The sequence below is a fragment of the Curtobacterium sp. MCPF17_050 genome (genome assembly GCF_003224435.2).
Taxonomy (GTDB): Bacteria; Actinomycetota; Actinomycetes; order Actinomycetales; family Microbacteriaceae; genus Curtobacterium.
Genome location: NZ_CP126250.1, coordinates 998,314 through 1,014,087, shown reverse-complemented (window position 1 = coordinate 1,014,087; position 15,774 = coordinate 998,314). Strand labels below are relative to the sequence as shown.

18 protein-coding genes are annotated in these 15,774 nt (G+C 72.6%); 9 read left to right on the top strand and 9 right to left on the bottom strand.

All coding sequences use genetic code 11. The features are described 5' to 3' along the window. The first annotated feature begins 43 nt into the window (after positions 1 to 43). Entirely contained in the window at positions 44 to 1,087 is a 1,044-nt protein-coding gene (locus DEJ34_RS04845) for a LacI family DNA-binding transcriptional regulator (RefSeq protein WP_110911654.1), read from the top strand. A gap of 22 nt (positions 1,088 to 1,109) precedes the next feature. Here the strand turns inward: DEJ34_RS04845 and DEJ34_RS04840 are convergent, their stop codons facing one another. After that, entirely contained in the window at positions 1,110 to 1,469 is a 360-nt protein-coding gene (locus DEJ34_RS04840) for an eL42 family ribosomal protein (protein WP_110890232.1), read from the bottom strand. Positions 1,470 to 1,709: 240 nt separating this feature from the next. Between DEJ34_RS04840 and DEJ34_RS04835 the strand changes: the two genes are divergently transcribed. Both DEJ34_RS04835 and DEJ34_RS04830 read left to right on the top strand, forming a co-directional pair. Further along, entirely contained in the window at positions 1,710 to 2,258 is a 549-nt protein-coding gene (locus DEJ34_RS04835; protein ID WP_181422267.1) for a GNAT family N-acetyltransferase, read from the top strand. A 354-nt stretch (positions 2,259 to 2,612) separates the two neighbouring features. Next, complete coding sequence (locus DEJ34_RS04830; protein ID WP_110911657.1) at positions 2,613 to 3,875, top strand: MFS transporter; 1,263 nt, start codon at positions 2,613 to 2,615, stop codon at positions 3,873 to 3,875. Positions 3,876 to 3,894: 19 nt separating this feature from the next. On the opposite strand, the gene DEJ34_RS04825 is transcribed toward DEJ34_RS04830, so the two are convergent. Continuing rightward, positions 3,895 to 4,074 (bottom strand): hypothetical protein, encoded by a 180-nt coding sequence (locus tag DEJ34_RS04825; protein WP_146232771.1) that lies wholly within the window; start codon positions 4,072 to 4,074, stop codon positions 3,895 to 3,897. Between the two features lie 423 nt (positions 4,075 to 4,497). On the opposite strand from DEJ34_RS04825, the gene DEJ34_RS04820 reads away from it, so the two are divergent. Both DEJ34_RS04820 and DEJ34_RS04815 read left to right on the top strand, forming a co-directional pair. Next, entirely contained in the window at positions 4,498 to 4,869 is a 372-nt protein-coding gene (locus DEJ34_RS04820; protein WP_110823786.1) for a hypothetical protein, read from the top strand. 112 nt (positions 4,870 to 4,981) lie between these two features. Continuing rightward, a complete protein-coding gene (locus tag DEJ34_RS04815; protein ID WP_181419398.1) occupies positions 4,982 to 5,134 on the top strand; it encodes a hypothetical protein in 153 nt (50 codons plus the stop codon). 120 nt (positions 5,135 to 5,254) lie between these two features. Here the strand turns inward: DEJ34_RS04815 and DEJ34_RS04810 are convergent, their stop codons facing one another. From DEJ34_RS04810 to DEJ34_RS04800, 3 genes are read right to left on the bottom strand one after another with little or no spacing between them, the layout of a single operon-like run. After that, positions 5,255 to 6,106: an EamA family transporter gene (locus tag DEJ34_RS04810; RefSeq protein WP_110890235.1), complete on the bottom strand. Its 852-nt coding sequence runs from the start codon at positions 6,104 to 6,106 to the stop codon at positions 5,255 to 5,257. Then, a complete protein-coding gene (locus DEJ34_RS04805) occupies positions 6,103 to 6,765 on the bottom strand; it encodes a response regulator transcription factor (protein ID WP_110911658.1) in 663 nt (220 codons plus the stop codon). The genes DEJ34_RS04810 and DEJ34_RS04805 overlap by 4 nt, the downstream gene beginning before the upstream one ends. A gap of 30 nt (positions 6,766 to 6,795) precedes the next feature. Then, a complete protein-coding gene (locus DEJ34_RS04800) occupies positions 6,796 to 8,232 on the bottom strand; it encodes a sensor histidine kinase (protein WP_284180706.1) in 1,437 nt (478 codons plus the stop codon). Between the two features lie 406 nt (positions 8,233 to 8,638). Between DEJ34_RS04800 and DEJ34_RS04795 the strand changes: the two genes are divergently transcribed. Beyond that, the gene (locus tag DEJ34_RS04795; protein ID WP_110911660.1) at positions 8,639 to 9,238 is read left to right on the top strand and encodes a hypothetical protein; all 600 of its coding nucleotides are present in this window, start codon (positions 8,639 to 8,641) and stop codon (positions 9,236 to 9,238) included. Positions 9,239 to 9,354: 116 nt separating this feature from the next. Here the strand turns inward: DEJ34_RS04795 and DEJ34_RS04790 are convergent, their stop codons facing one another. After that, a complete protein-coding gene (locus tag DEJ34_RS04790; RefSeq protein WP_110911661.1) occupies positions 9,355 to 10,761 on the bottom strand; it encodes a serine hydrolase domain-containing protein in 1,407 nt (468 codons plus the stop codon). A 33-nt stretch (positions 10,762 to 10,794) separates the two neighbouring features. On the opposite strand from DEJ34_RS04790, the gene DEJ34_RS04785 reads away from it, so the two are divergent. Both DEJ34_RS04785 and DEJ34_RS04780 read left to right on the top strand, forming a co-directional pair. Then, a complete protein-coding gene (locus tag DEJ34_RS04785) occupies positions 10,795 to 11,439 on the top strand; it encodes an FMN-binding negative transcriptional regulator (RefSeq protein ID WP_110911662.1) in 645 nt (214 codons plus the stop codon). Positions 11,440 to 11,471: 32 nt separating this feature from the next. Then, complete coding sequence (locus tag DEJ34_RS04780) at positions 11,472 to 12,926, top strand: amidohydrolase (protein WP_258368357.1); 1,455 nt, start codon at positions 11,472 to 11,474, stop codon at positions 12,924 to 12,926. 9 nt (positions 12,927 to 12,935) lie between these two features. Here the strand turns inward: DEJ34_RS04780 and DEJ34_RS04775 are convergent, their stop codons facing one another. The 3 genes from DEJ34_RS04775 to DEJ34_RS04765 form a co-directional block, all read right to left on the bottom strand. Next, positions 12,936 to 13,949 carry an Fpg/Nei family DNA glycosylase gene (locus DEJ34_RS04775; protein WP_110911664.1) on the bottom strand — a complete coding sequence of 338 codons (1,014 nt, stop codon included), beginning with the start codon at positions 13,947 to 13,949 and terminating at the stop codon, positions 12,936 to 12,938. Positions 13,950 to 13,968: 19 nt separating this feature from the next. Then, positions 13,969 to 14,457, bottom strand: a complete 489-nt coding sequence (locus DEJ34_RS04770; protein ID WP_110823777.1) for a ribose-5-phosphate isomerase — start codon at positions 14,455 to 14,457, stop codon at positions 13,969 to 13,971. 67 nt (positions 14,458 to 14,524) lie between these two features. Then, on the bottom strand, positions 14,525 to 15,178 hold the full coding sequence (locus tag DEJ34_RS04765) for an XRE family transcriptional regulator (protein ID WP_110900660.1): 654 nt from the start codon (positions 15,176 to 15,178) through the stop codon (positions 14,525 to 14,527). Between DEJ34_RS04765 and DEJ34_RS04760 the strand changes: the two genes are divergently transcribed. After that, positions 15,177 to 15,695 (top strand): GNAT family N-acetyltransferase, encoded by a 519-nt coding sequence (locus DEJ34_RS04760; RefSeq protein ID WP_110900659.1) that lies wholly within the window; start codon positions 15,177 to 15,179, stop codon positions 15,693 to 15,695. The genes DEJ34_RS04765 and DEJ34_RS04760 overlap by 2 nt on opposite strands. The last annotated feature ends 79 nt before the right edge of the window (positions 15,696 to 15,774 follow it).

Genomic DNA, 15,774 nt, shown 5'->3' with positions numbered 1-15,774 from the left:
CGTGACGGCGACGATGCCTGACTAAAGCGCTATAGTCAAGCCCGTGGCCACAGGACGGCGGACGACGATCGCCGACATCGCAGCGCGGGCGGGCGTGTCGATCAGCGCCGTCTCCTTCGCCCTCAACGGGCGCCCCGGCGTGTCCGAGGCGACACGAGAACGAGTGCGACAGGCGGCGCGCGAACTCGACTGGCAGCCGCACACCGCGGCCCGGGCACTCGGCGGCGCGAAGGCCGGGTCGATCGGCTTCGTGCTGAACCGCCCGGCGCGCACGCTCGGCACCGAGTCGTTCTTCGGCGACCTCATCTCGGGGATCCAGCTCGGCCTGACCGGCACCCACATCGGCATGACCCTGCTCGTCGCCCGTGACGCCGACGAGGAACTCGAGACCTACCGCGACTGGTGGCGCGGGCACCGGGTCGACGGCGTCATCGTGATCGACCCGCGCCGGGACGACGACCGCCTCCGTCTGCTCGCCCAGCTCGGGATGCCGTCGGTCGTCGTCGGCTCGCACCCCACCCCCGCCGGGTCGGCCCCGAGCGTCTGGATCGACGACTCGGACGCGACCGACACCGTCCTCCGGTACCTCCGCGCACTCGGGCACCGCCGCATCGCCCACGTTTCCGGGCCGCCGGAGTTCGAGCACACCGCACTGCGCATCGAACGCGTCCGGGCGTTCGCGGGTACGTTGCCGGACGCCACCGAGGACGACCGCACGGAGTCCATCCCCACCGACTACTCCGCCGAGGCCGGGTCCGCAGCCACCCGACGCCTGCTGTCCGGCGCCCGGCGCCCCACCGCGATCGTGTTCGACAACGACGTGCTCGCCGTCGCGGGACTCGGCGTCGCGGGCGAGATGGGCGTCCGCGTGCCGCAGGACGTGTCCATCGTGTCGTTCGACGACTCCGCGATGATCCGGCTCGTCCGCCCCGCGATCACCTCGCTGACGCGTGACACCGTCGAACTCGGCCAGCGGGCGGCGGTCCTGCTCCGCGAGCAGATCGAGGCCGACGCTCCGCTGCCGTCACGGCCGGGGCCGGAGTTGACGCTGAGCGTGCGCGAGTCCACGGCCCGCGTCGCCGACTGACGACGCCGACTGACGACGCGGACTACGACCGCTCGTCGACGAGGGCGACGAAGCGGCTGCCGATACCCTCGACCTCGCGCCGTGTGAAGCCCGCCGGGGCTTCCGGCGCCTGGTACGGCGCGTGGTAGTCGCACATCAGGTGGTCCCAGTCCGGCCACCACTTCTTCGGCCGGGCCTCTTCCGCGTACCCGCACACGACGCACTCCAGGTGCACCCACACCTTCTTGCCGGTGCGGTTCGCCCGCGACTGCACGAGCCACGCGGGCGGGTCCTGCTCGATCGCGGTGAGTTCGGCCTCGCTGAGGCGGGACGGGATCCCGTGGTGGGTCGCCATCTCGAGGGGGATGTCGAGCCGGATGGCGGCGTCACGTCGGGAGAGCACCAGTCCAGGGTAGGTGCTGTGCCGGCGCGACGTCCGCCGCCTGCACGGCGTCGACCTCCGACCCCGCCCTCGTCGCCACGGTCGGGGCGGCGAGACTGCTGTGGCGACCGACGACCCGCACCCGGGCCGGTGTCGCCGGGAGGCCCTTCGTGACCTGGAGACTCGACGTGCGCCGCGGCTCGCGGTCGCTCAGCGCTCGATGACCACACGACTCCGGGGACATCAGCGAGACTGTGCTCCGTGCAGGTTCTCCCGGACGTGGTCATCGAGCTCGACGACGGCTCACGGCTGACCGCGTTCACCACTCTGGACGCGCCCGCCATCGCCGCCGCTGTCGACGACAGCGACATCCGACGCTGGTTGCCGCTCCCCCGTCCCTACCCGGTCGAACTCGCCGCCGAGTGGAGCACGGGAGTGAGTGAGTCGGTCCGTGCGAGCGGTGCCGGGCTGGTGCGCTGCATCCGTGTCGACGGGGCCATGGCGGGCTGCATCGACGTGAAGCGCGTCGACTGGCGGGCGCGGACAGCTGAGATCGGCTACTGGTTGAGTCCCGACCACCGGGGACGGGGACATGCGTCCCGGGCGGTTGCAGCACTCTCGTCATGGCTGTTGGTGGAACAGTCCTTCGAGCGGATCGAGTTGCGCATCGCGACGGAGAACCGGCCGTCGGCGGCAGTCGCAGAACGCGCGGGGTTCTCCTTCGAGGGCATCGCGCGGAACGCGGGCTTCACCGACGCGGGCCGCGTCGACCTCGGGATCTGGTCACGCATCACCGGCGAGGAGCGATGAGTGTCCGGACGACCGTCCAGACGGCCGCGCTGCAACTGACCAGACCGTCGAGCAGCCGGGTCCACCGTCGGGCAGTGGCGCTCCCGCAGATGAGCCGGTAGCGTTCCGGCTACTGGTCCGATGCGGGGAAGGAACACGGCGCACGCCGTTCCGAGTCGCACGGGCACTGGTCCCCGTCAAGCCGGCCTCTGCACGCAGCGGGCCACGGCCGATACCTCCCGGAGTCATGGCAACGCAGCACTGAGCCGACGCACCAGCGACGGCCACTCCTCCACGTGAGTTCCCCGCTCACGTCCTCCTGCATGCCCGCGCGGCCGCATGTCGGCTCCGCGATGACCCCTGGGACCACTCCGTATGCTGTTCGCTCTCGCCCGGACACGGGCTTCTCTGTCGACCCTCCGTGAGCACCGCTTCGTCACGTTCGCGGTCCTCACCGACACCATCGGTGCCGGACTCACCCTCCCGCTGACGATCGTCTACTTCACGCTCACCACCGATGTGCCGCTGGCCGCGATCGGCGTGCTCTCCACCGTCGGCTCGCTCATCGCCCTGCCCATCGGACTGATCGGTGGCGCCCTCACCGACCGGTTCGGCGCGAAGGCATCGATGATCCTCAACAACCTGATGTCCGCGGCGGGGTTCGCGCTCTACCTGATCGCCCATGACCCGGTGATGATCTTCGCCGCGATCTTCCTCGTCAACGCGTCCGAGCGGTTGTACTGGACGTCATGGACGGCGTACGTCCACGACCTCGCCGACGGGCGCCCGTTCGAACGGTGGTTCGCGTTCCTCGAGGCGACGAAGGCTGCGGCCCTCGGCGCCGGCGCGGTCATCGCCGCCGTCACACTGGCGCACGGCCCGGGCGGGCTCCGTTGGTTGGTCCTCGCCAACGTGGTGACGAGCGTCGCCGCGGCGGTCGTGTTCGCGGCGCAACGCACCGGTCGACGGATCACCGCTGCGACGGAGGCGATCGGACGCGATGGCCGGACCGGGTCGTTCCGCGAGTTCGCTGCGGACCGGTCGATGCGTCTCATCACGCTCGGTCAGTTCCTCATCGGGCCGGCCATGGTCCTCCCGAACGTCGCGCTCAGCGTCCTGTTCGTCCAGCGATGGGACATGCCGCCCGCGGTCGCGCCCGTCCAGTTCGCCATCGCGACCGGCCTGTGCGCCCTCCTGCAGACGACGGTGACGGAACGAGTCGCCGGGCTGCACCGCGGCCGGTTGATCGCCCTCGGAGCGGTCCTCACAGCGCTCACCGCCGCGCCCCTCGTCTTCCTCCCCGCCCTGCACGGCGCGGCGGCGTGGACCTACGTCGTCCTGGTCGCGGTCCTGCTCGCGGTGGCCGACATGGTGTACCTCCCGGCCGCGAACGCGGTCATGGCGGAAGCCCCACACCCGCGCATCCGCGGGCGAGCCATCGGTGTCTTCCAGACCGCGGGCTCGGTCGGCATGGCACTGTTCCCGCTGACGCTCGGCCTGCTCGACTCACCCGTCCCGTGGACGCTGTGGGTCGTCACCTCTGCCGTGTTCGTCGCTGCAGCGTGGGCATGGCACGCGGCGCTACAGGGGCTGCCCGGTCGGGTGCGGATCGCCTCGGCAGCCGACCTGGACGCGTGAGCCGTTCCTCCGCAGGCCGTCAGCCGATGACGCAGGGCGTCTCGAAGCGCAGGCCGAGGACGGTGGCGAGCTGGCGCCCGGAGGCTTCGGCTTCCGCACGCGTGTCGACGCGGAGCAACGGGGTCCGGCCGACCGACAACAACCACTGCGCCCCGGTGAACCGGGCACTGATCGCGTTCTCGCCCACGGCTACGCCCACTCACCGATCGTCGGGAGGCCCCATTTGTCGGCCCCTGGCGCCCACGACCCGCCGAGGTCCTGACTGAGCGCCGCTGAGGTGAGTGCGGGAGCAACACAGTGGAGGTGGAGACGAACGGGACGCTGCAGGAGGTGCTGCGATCGGGTCGACGTTCCGGTGCGGAGTCCGGGGGCGGCGGTGACGTGCTGCATGGTTGCCTTCCTGAGGCGGTGTCCACGTCGGACCGGAGTCGGATCCGGGAGTGCGCGACGCGGCTGGCAGGGTCTGGGCCAGTCACGCCAGGCTACGAGCGGAACCGGCCCGCGTCATGGGGGTGGACGAGGAGCCCTCGGAGTGCTACATGGCCACCGCGCCGATCCCCGGGACACGCCGGAGCGCGTCCGGGACTTGACGGAATGTTCGAACACACGTTCGAATACGGGAGTGGGACGGCGTCGCGAGAACCGGTGGCAGCCCCCGGAACACCCGGAGGTCGAACGCCCGCGCGCCTTCTCCCTGTCCGAGGAGGCACGCGGTGGTGACGTCTGCCACGCGGTCACCCCGATGCCGGTCTGGGCATGGGTGCAGTTCCCGACGTTCCACGTACGGGTCAAGGCGTTCGCCCGCAGCTGGACGCGCGACGCGGTGCTCGTCGAATGGGCGCAGTTCGGGCAGCAGGCCGACGCCTGGATCTGGCGTTCGGCCGTCAAGCACCGGACCCTCCGAGCCGCCGACCCACGGACCGGGCACGCACCGACGAACGGGGCGCGTTCTGATCCCCGACCGGTGCGACAGCGCTCAGCGGAGTCCGTATGACGCACTGCGTTGACTTCGCGGACGAGCGCGAGGATCGTTCCCGACACACCGGTTCGCGAAGATGCTCGAGATTCGAGACATCCGTCCGGACCGGAGATCGGAAGGAGGCACCATGAAGAAGACCGAGGTGCCGTCCTGGGTCGCCCACCTGCTCACCCCACCCGAGGTCATCGAGGCCTACGTCGACCAACGGGTCAACGACCCGTCGCTCTTGTCGGACGTGCAGGCGGAACCCACGTACGCGGACTTCCTCCGCGGCGAGTAGACGGATCGTGGTGCGCGACCGATGACGGTCGCGTCGCCGACGTGGCACGGGCCTCCCGGCCGGCCGGGAGGCCCACCCCACGTCCCGCACACCCCCGACGGTGGTCGTGTCCGCCGTCGGTCAGAGCGGCGCCGCGCTGCGGCGCGCCGTGAGCGTCACCCCGGCGCTCGCCGCCGTGACACACGCGAGGGCGACGACCTCGACGGGAGACAGTGCCTCGCGGAGGACGACGAGCCCGGCGAGCGCCGCGAGTGCCGGCCCGAGACTCTGCAGCACGCCGAACACCCGGGTCGGCATGCGCCGGAGGGCCGTCATCTCGAGCGAGTAGGGCAACACGCTCGACAGGACCGCCACGGCGCCGAAGACCAGCAGGAGCACCGGGTCCGCGACGACGCCCTCGGCCGCGGGCCGGAGCCCGAACGGCAGTGCGACGACCATCGCGACGAGCATCGAGACGCTCAGGCCGTCGATGCCCGGGATCGCCGCACCGACGCGTCGGTTCATGACGATGTAGGCGGCCCAGCACCCTGCTGCGAGCACCGCCGCGGCGACTCCCCCGAGGTCACCCACCGCGGACGGCCCGACGCCGAGGAGCACCACGCCGGCGAGCGCCAGGGCTGCCCAGACGGCATCACGCCACCGGCGGGTGTGCACGAGGGACAGTGCCAGCGGACCGAGGAACTCGATCGTCACGGCGACGCCGATCGGGATCGTCGCGAACGCGAGGTAGATGAAGACGTTCATGCCGCCGAGGGCGAGGCCGAGCACGACGGCTCCTCGCCACTGCACGCGGGTCCAGTGCCGCACCCGCGGACGGACGAGCAGCGCCAGGACGAGCGCACCGATGACCAGGCGGAGCATGACCGCGCCGAGCGAGCCGACCTCCTCGAAGCGGGTCTTCGCGACCGCGGCCCCGATCTGGACCGACACCATCGCGGCGAGCGCCAGCAGTGGTGCCGGGACGCGGGTCATCCGAGGTACGCCAGGACGGCCAGGACACGGCGGTGGTCCTCGCCGGTGTCCTCGAGCGCGAGCTTGGCGAAGATGCTCGAGACGTGCTTCTCGACCGCGCCGGTCCCGATCACCAGGGCGCGGGCGATGGCGGCGTTCGTGCGGCCCTCGGCCATCAGCCCGAGGACCTCACGCTCACGGGGGGTCAGGGCGGCGAGCGGGTCGCGGCGGCGGCTCATGAGCTGCGTGACGACCTCGGGGTCGAGCACGGTGCCGCCGGAGGCCACGCGGCGCACGGCGTCGTCGATCTCGTCGAGGCGGGTCACACGGTCCTTCAGCAGGTACCCCACGCCCGTGCTGCCCGCGGCGAGGACGTCCTCGGCGTAGGTGGCCTCGACGTACTGCGAGAGCAGCAGGATCCCGGTCCGGGGTGCGATCCGACGGGCCTGGACGGCGGCGCGGACGCCCTCGTCGGTGAACGTCGGCGGCATCCGGACGTCCATGACCACGACGTCGGGCGCGAGCGCGGGGAGCGCCGCCAGGAACGAGGCCGGGTCGCCGAACTGCCCGACGACGTCGATGCCGGCTTCGTCGAGCACGCGGGCCAGCCCCTCGCGCAGCAGGACGGCGTCGTCGACGACGACGGCCCGGATGCGCGCTGCATCCGGGCCGTCGGTCATGCGGTCAGCCTAGTGGCGACCGGACGCCGGTCACGCGCGGTGCGTGGGGACGCCGTTCAGCGCGCCGAGCGGGATCCGCGCGGTCGCCTCGGTCGGGCCGCCGGCGGGGCTGGAGACCGTCAGCTCCCCGTCGAGGGCGCGCATCCGGCCCATCAGCCCCTGGATGCCGTGCCCCTCGCGCGGGCTGGCACCGCCGCGGCCGTCGTCGGTGACGCTGACGGTGAGGAACCAGGTACCGGACGCGTCGACGAGCAGCCCGAGGTAGACCCCCGCGGCGGAGGCGCCGGCGTGCTTCGCCGTGTTCGTCAGGAGCTCACTCACGGTGAAGTACACGTTCCGCTGGATCTCGGACGCGAGCTCGAGCCCGTCCGGCAGACGGACGTCGAGCCCGACGGGGATCGGCGACCGCGCGCACAGTGCTTCGAGGGCCGCGACGAGACCGCGGTCGAGCAGGATCGGCGGCGCGAACCCGCGGGACAGCGCCCGGAGTTCGTCGAGCGCGTCCTGGGCGTGTCCCGAGGCCTCGGCGATGAGCTGCTTGGCGCGCTCCGGGTCCTTCTCGAACGACCGCTCGGCCGAGGCCAGGTCCATGCGGAGTCGGACGAGTCGCTGCTGCGGGCCGTCGTGCAGGTCGCGCTCGATCTGGCGGAGCGCCTGCCCCTCCGCGGTGACGGCACCGGCGCGGGACGCCTGGAGGCCCGCCACACGCTGCTCGAGCACCTCGGCCCGGAACCCGCCGAGCAGGCCGTGGTCGATCCAGTAGTGGGCGAGCACGGAGCCGCGCAGCCACAGCGGGAACAGCAGGACGCTCGCGGCCATCGAGAGCAGCGCGAGGGTGCCGAGCCCGGCGATCGACCCGATCCCGTTCGGGTCGACCAGGTACGTCCCGGCGACGACGTAGGCGAGGACCGCGACGACCGGCCAGAGGAACCCGACCGCCAGGAGGAGCCCGGCACCGACGGTGACCACCGCGGCCATCGGGTAGACGACCACCGCGTGCAGCAGGTACAGCCAGTAGTGCGGGTTCGCGACCGCAGACCCGGTGCGCGTCCACCAGTTCTGCTGCCAGCGGGGCGTCCAGTCCACCGGACGGATCGGTCGCGGGTCCGCCCAGCTCATCCGGAGCTTCTCGAACTGCCCCAGCCACCGGGCGACGAACAGCGCGACGAAGAACAGCAGCAGCGTGAACGGGTTGAGGACGTCCCGCGAGCCGAACCCGCCGATGCCCAGGACGGCGGGGAACGCGAAGTACAGCGTGCAGAGGAGCACCGCCGTGAGTGCCATGTAGCCGAAGTCCCGCGGCGACCGACGCCAGGCCTCCCGGTAGAAGGCACCGGCCGTCATGCCGCCGTCCCCGCCACGGACCGGGCTCGACGGCCCCCGCGTGGCGCTGCCCTGGGCGGACAGGGGCGGTGTCGCGTCCCAGCTCGGGTGGGTGCCGTCGCTCGGGGCGGGCTGGGAGGGCATCGGGGTGGTGGCTTCCGGTGTCGGTCGGTCAGGGCGCTGTCGCGGTCGGGCGTCGTGTCCCGGTCGGCGGTGGTGTCCCGGCCGGGTGTGGTGTCCCGGTCGGTCGCCGTCACGTCGTGGAGCGGAACGGTCTCGGCGTGGTCGGGTGCTGCCGTCACGTCGTGGAGCGGAACGGTCTCGGCGTGGTCGGGCGAGGCCACCGCCTCGTCCAGGGGGACGGTGCGGGCCAGGTCGAGCCGGTCGGTGTCGGTCATGCATCGAGCCTCGCGGAGACGAGGGCCCGGTCCCATCCTGCCGTCTCCCGGACCAGGGGTGGGGTTGTCCCCACCCCGACACGGTGGTCCTCGCGTTCGTCGTCCGGTGATGTGTAAGGTGCCGGTACTGCATCGCGTCACGAGGGGGAACCGTGGACCAGACCCGGTACGAACGACTGTCCGCGCTGGCCGCCGTGGTGGCCGCGCTCGTCCCGGCCGTCACGGTCGTCATCGGGTGGCTGGACCGGATGGCCGCGTGGCCGACGTCGTCGGGGCTGGGCGTCGTCGGGCTCGGCGTCGTCGGGCTGGTGGCGGGAGCCGTCACGGCCGTCCTCGCCGCCCGACGCGGGGACCGTGCGACGCTCGGCTTCGGGCTCGCAGCCGTCGCCCTCCCGCTCGGGGTCCTGCTGCCCACCGCGCTGCACCCCGGCGCGACCGTGCTGCTGCTCCTCGCGCGCGTCCTGCTCCTGGTGTTCGGCGTCGTGCTCGTGGTGCGGTCGTCCGGGTCGCGCCGCACCGCGGGCTGGTTCGTCACGGTCGGAGCCGGCGTCTGGCTGCTGTCCGAGGCCGTGATGAACGTGCTGTTCCGCGTCTGGATCCCGCCGCAGGGAGCACTCCTGCCCCTCTTCACCGTGCCGCAGGTCGGCGAGTTCGTCGGATTCGCCGCGGCTGCGCTCGTGTTCGTCCCACCGCTCGTCCGCCCGGTCGGCGCGGGCGTCCGCCGACTCTGGGACACCGCCGACGTGCGCTGACGCCGCCGGTGCGCAGGGCCGGGCCGCGCGGCACCGTGGTCGGGATCAGGATCGGGATCGGGATCGGCCGAGCGGACCGTGCCCGGCCAGCACCGCCGAACCCGGCCAGCAGGGCGTCACACGAGGGCGGCCGCGACCTCCGGCGTCTCGTCCGGCACCGACCACGGCCGCTGCGTCATGCCGCTGTCCCCGCGGACGGACACGACCGCGCCGGAGTCGTCCCGGGTGTACACGATGTCCTCGTCGACGGACCCGAACCGGTCGCCGGATGCCATGCGGAGCGTCTCGGCGTCGACGACCTCGAGCCGGACCGGCGACTCGGTCGGCACCGGCTGCGTCGGGTCGATCGCGAGCAGGCGGTCACCCACCCTCGCGATGTCGGTGATCCCCTCGAAGGTCGCGAAGCGCCCCGTGTACCGTGCGGCGTCGACGTCGGCGGGGATCGCCGGACCGGCCGCGTGCTCGTCGGCGGCCGCGTCGAGCAGGTGCACGATGCCGTACGCCAGCATCGTCGCCGGACCGGTGGCGCTGCTCGTCAGGACGGACACGACCAGTGAGGACGCGGGGTCGAACACGGACTGCGTGATCTGTCCGGGGAACCCGCCGGAGTGGCCCCGGACCTCCCGGCCGTTGATCCGGTCCACGATGAACCCGGCACCGTAGCCGCGGGCGGCCGGGTCGGAGTCGAGCGCACTCCACGCCTTCCGCTGCGCGAGGCGCTTGGCGTGGTCGGAGAGCAGCGTCCCGCGACCCGGCACGTGCGCCGAGAAGTAGCGGACCAGGTCCGAGGCCGTGCCGTGGAAGCCGGTCGCCGCGGCGAGCGCCCCGGTCGTCACGTGCGGGACCGGCTGCCGGGTGCGCGCCGTGTGGAGGCCGGTGTAGCCGACGACGAACTCGTCCTCGCGGGCGGGGTCGAACTCCGCACCGGTGTGGCGGAGCCCGAGCGGCTCGGTGATCGCGGTGCGGACGTGCTCGGCGTACGGGGTGCCCGTCACGGCCTCGATGACGAGCCCGAGCAGCCCGTAGCCGAGGTTCGAGTAGTTGAACGCCGACCCGACCGGGACCTTCGCGCCGCCCGCGACGACGAGGTCGACGAGCTGCTGCGCGTCCGGGAAGGGGTGCGCGAGCGCCCAGTGGTCACCGTCGGCGCCGTCACGGACGACCCCGGCACCCATCTCCATGAGCTCGCGGACGGTGGCGTCGGCGATCGGGGAACCCGCCTCGACGAGCGCGGGGACGAACGAGCCGACCGTGTCGTCGAGCCGCAGCGCGCCCTGGTCGGCCAACTGGAGCAGCGCGGTGGCGGTGAAGGTCTTCGAGTGCGAGGCGATCCGGAACAGGTCCGTCGTCGTCAGTCGCCGCCCGGCTGCCACGTCGGCGTACCCCCAGGCGTCGGCGAACAGTTCCTCGTCCTCGAAGCCGATCGCGACCTGCACGCCGGGGAGCCGCAGCTGCCACACCTTGTAGGCGACCCACTCTCGGACGTAGGGCAGGACGGACCCGTAGGCTGCGCGCTTCTCCATGCCGACCAGCCTGGCATGTGCCACGCTCGTCGCATGCGGCACACACCCTCCTTCCTGATGACCGAGGTCGACGAGGTCCGACGACTCGTCCGCGGCAACCCCTGGGCGACGATCGTGTCCTCCACCGCGGAGGGGCTCGTCGCGTCGCACTACCCGTTCCTGCTCGAGGAGCAGCCCGACGGCAGCGACGACATCGTCCTCGTGTCACACGTCGGTCGGCCGGACGAGGTGGCGCACGAACTCGGGCAGCACGAGGTCCTGGTCGTCGTGCAGGGCCCGCACGGGTACGTCTCCCCCGCCTGGTACCCGCCGGAACAGTTCATCCCGACCTGGAACCACACCACCGCGCACCTGTGGGGGACGCCGGAGATCCTGTCGGACGAGGAGAACTTCCGTGTCCTCGGTGACCTCGTGGACCACTTCGAGGCCTCGATGCCGTCACCGGGGTCGCTCGACGTCGACGCGGACGCCGCCCGCCGGATCGCCCGCGGCACCGTCGGCATCCGCATCCGCGTCACCCGCTTCGACGCCCGCGCGAAGCTCAGCCAGAACAAGGCACCCGAGGTGGTCGACCGGATCATCGCCGGCCTGCGGACCGACGGCCCCTACGCCTCCCCCGCACTCGCCGACGAGATGGCGCGCGTCCAGGGGACCACGACGACCGGCCTGGAGGCGTGATGTCGGCGACCCTGCTCCGTACCGTCCGGCGGGTGGGCACCTCCGGCGCCCCCAGCGACGTCCTGGTCGTCGACGGGCGGGTCACCGCGGTCGCGCCGGCCGGCACGCTCGACCCGCTCGACACCGACACCCACACCGGCACCGACACCGAGGTCGTCGAGGCCGAGGGCGCCTGGCTCGGGCCCGGTCTCCGCGACCACCACGTGCACCTCGACCAGTGGGCACTCGTGCGCCGACGGATCGACGTGACGGACTGCGGCTCCGCCGAGGAGACCGCGGACCGCCTCGCCGCCGCAGCCCGGACCGGCCTCCCGGACCGGGTGCTCGTCGGGCACGGCTACCGGGACGGACTCTGGCCCCGCCCCGCTCGACGGGAGTTGCTCGACCAGGCCGCACCGGGCCTCCCGGTCGTCGTCGTGAGCGCCGACCTGCACGCCGTCTGGTGCAACGAGGTCGCCCTGGCGCACTTCGGCGCCGTGCTCGGCCGGGCGCTCCCGGCCGGTACCGACGGTGTGCTCCGGGAGCAGGACGCGTTCGACGTGACCGCCGCGCTGTCCCGGGTGCCGGACGACCAGCTCGACGCCTCCGTCGCGGACGCCGTCGAGGCGGCCGCGGCCCGGGGCGTCACCGGGGTCGTCGACCTCGAGATGGACGCCGACATCGACCGGTGGGTGCGACGGATCCACGCCGGGACGGACGGCCTGCGCATCGCCTCCGGGGTGTACCCGGCACGGCTCGACGAGGCGGTCCGCCGCGGACTGCGGACGGGCGACGTCGTCGACGGGACGCGGGGCCTGCTCACCGTCGGGCCGTTCAAGGTGATCACCGACGGGTCGCTCGGCACCCGGACCGCCGCGACCGCCGACGGCGAGGGCGTCCTCACCTGGGCGCCGGAGGACCTCGTCCCGCTGCTGCGTCGGGCGGTCGACGCCGGGCTCGTCCCCGCCGTGCACGCGATCGGCGACCGCGCGGTCACGCTCGCGCTCGACGCGCTCGAGACGGTCGGGAGCCGCGGCTCGATCGAGCACGCGCAGCTCCTCGCCGTGCCCGACGTCGAGCGGTTCGCCCGGCTCGGCGTCGTCGCGTCCGTGCAGCCCGAGCACGCCATGGACGACCGGGACATCGCGGACCACCACTGGGCGGGACGCACGGACCGGGCCTTCCCGTTCGCCGCGCTCGAACGTGCGGGCGCAGCGATGGTGCTCGGCTCGGACGCCCCGGTCGCGCCGCTCGACCCGTGGGTGTCGATGGCCGCCGCCGTCGGACGGGACCGCGACGGCCGCGAGCCGTGGCACCCGGAACAGCGGATGTCGGCGCTCGCCGCGTGGCGGGGGTCGACGGACGGACGGGTGTCGGTCACGGTCGGCGACGTCGCGGACCTCGTCCTCGTGCCGACCGACCCACTCACCGCGCCGTCGGCGACGCTCCGGGCGATGCCGGTCCTCGGCACCGCGATCGCCGGTCGCTGGACCCACCGCGACCTCTGACCGGCGGGGCTACTTCTGGTCCTTCGGGCACCAGTAGAGCTTGCGGCCGGCCATGTCGGCGACGCGGATCTCGGTGCCGCAGACCCGGCACGGCTCCCCCGCGCGGTGGTACACCCAGTGTCGGTCGGCCCGGGAGCGCATCGCCTTCCGGTACTCGGCGTCGGTCAGGCCGTCCATCGTCATCATCTGCCCGATGCGGACCCCGTCGTGCAGGAGCTTCGACCAGTCCTGCCACAGCGCCTTCGCCTGCCTGACGGTGATCTCCTTCCCGGGCTTGTACGGGTCGATGCGCTGCCGGAACAACAGCTCCGCCCGGTACACGTTGCCGATGCCGCTCACGACGGACTGGTCCATGAGCAGCTGGCCGATCGCGACGTTGCGCTTCCGGACGTTGTCCACGAAGACCTTCTCGGCCTCGGGCCCGTCGTCGTTCATCGGGTCCGGGCCGAGCTTGTCGAGCGCACGCTGCACCCCGGCCGGGTCCTCGACCACGCAGGCGGTCGGTCCGCGGAGGTCCGCCACGGCGGTCTCGGTGAGGATCCGCACGCGCACCTGCCCGACCGGGTCCGGCGGGAAGGCCTCGATCGGGTCCTCGACCTTCTCCTGCTCGGCCATCCGGTAGCGGGAGCGCCGTGGGGCACCGATGGAGCGGAGGGAGTCCTCGCCGTCGTCGTCGGGCACGTGGTCGGCGTCGTCGCCCGCGTCGCTGTCCTCCGCGACCGTGCCACGCTGGTTCGTCTGGCCGATCCGCCCCTTCGCGCTCCGCATCGTTGCGTCGGTCGAGATCTCACCCGCGAAGTCCCACGCGCCGTACAGGCCGAGGTGCACGCGGAGGAACAGGTCGCCCTCGAACTCGAGGAACATCTGCTTCGCCACGGCTCGTGCGGCGATCATCTTCCGGCCGTCGAGCTGCGCGGCTCCGGCGGCGAACCGACCCTGCGGGCTCGAGACCTCGCAGACCCGGCCGACGAAGTGCAGCTCGAACTGGCGGGCGATGCGGTGGACGGAGTGACCCTCGGGCATTGCTCTTGTCTACTCGGCCCTACTGGTCGATCTGCTTGCCGGCGATGTGCCCGGTGGTCTCGTACTCGGCGAGCTGCGCGATGCGGCGGGCGTGGCGCTCCTCGCCCGAGAACGGCTCGGCGATGAAGAGGTCGACGAAGCGGATCGCCTCTGCCTCGGTGTGCTGGCGCGCGCCGATCGAGATGACGTTCGCGTCGTTGTGCTGGCGGGCGAGCAGCGCGGTCGACTCGTTCCACACCAGGGCCGCGCGGATGCCCTCGACCTTGTTCGCGGCGATCTGCTCACCGTTGCCCGACCCGCCGAAGACGACACCGAGGGCCTGGACGCCGGCGCGCTGGTCCTGCACGACGGCGTGCGCGGCGTTGATGCAGAACGAGGGGTAGTCGTCGAGCGGCTCGTACTCGGTCGGTCCGTGGTCCACGACCTCGTGGCCGGCTTCGGTCAGGTGGACGCTGAGGGTCTTGGTGAACTCGAGGCCGGCGTGGTCCGTTCCGAGGTGGATGCGCATGGACCGATCCTATTCCCGGGCACACGCCGGACGGGACCCGTCCGGCGGACGGCGGACGGGCCTCCCGTCAGCGGTGCCGCACGACGACCACGACGTACCGGCACGGCTCGTCGCCGGGGTTCCGGTAGACGACGTCAGCGGGTTCGCCGAGCTCGATGCGGTCGCCGGCACCGAGGCGGCTGGTCGTGTCACCGGCCTGGAGTTCGAGCGTCCCCTCTACGACCCAGATGCAGTGCCGGAGGAAGGCGTAGGCGCTGGCGGGGTACGCGACCTCGCGTCCACCCGGAAGGCGCACCTCGGTCACGTCGGCCGGGAAGTCGGCGCTCGACAGCGGGCGGCGGCGGTACCCGGTCTCCGGGTCGGTCCAGGAGTCCGCGGACGCGGCGCGCTGGACCCCGCGGGCCTCGTCCGGGTCGCTGGAGCGCGGGACCTCGTGCTCGAGGGCCTCGTCGAGGAGTTGCGAGACCGTCAGGCCGAACGCTCCGGACAGGCGGCCGAGGATCGTCGCGGTGGGACTGGAGACGCCCCGCTCGACGCGGTTGATCATCGCGCGGGAAACGCCGGACTCGTCGGCGAGTTCGGTCAGGCTCCACCGGCGCTCGGTGCGGAGGCGCTGCAGCCGTTCCCCGAGGCGGCGCTGGTCGGCGTCGTCGGGGTCCTCGGAGGTCACGACGCCCGGGAGTGCGCCGGCGCCCTCCTGCTCGTCTACGATGTGAGACATGGCGACAGCATATGCGACGGACGCGGTCACGATCCGCGACTGCACCCCCGCCGACCTCGATGTCGTGCACGGTCTCCACGTCGACGCCGTCCTGCACTCCACCGCGATCTGGCAGGAGGAGCCGCACCCCCGAGCGTGGTTCGACACCTGGCTCGCCGAACGCCAGGGCGACGGCTGGCCGGTCGTCGTCGCCGAGGTCGACGGCGTCGTCGCCGGGTACGCCTCGTACTCGCAGTGGCGGCCGCACCAGGGCTACCGCCACACCGTCGAGCACAGCGTCTACGTCGTCGAGGGATTCCGCGGCCGGGGCGTGGCGTCGACGCTCATGCGCGCCCTGGTGGCCCGCGCGACGGCTGAGGGCCGACACGTCATGATCGCCGGCATCTGCAGCACGAACGCCGGGTCGATCGCCCTGCACGAGCGGCTCGGGTTCGAGACCGTGGCCGTCGTGCCCGAGGTCGGCCGGAAGGCCGGCCGCTGGCTCGACCTGACCCTGATGCGGTTGCCGCTGGCCTGAGCGGGCGATGCCCGCAGGGGGACGACGGACGGGAGGCGCGGTGCGGACCCGCACCGCGCCTCCCGTCGGGTCGTCGGGC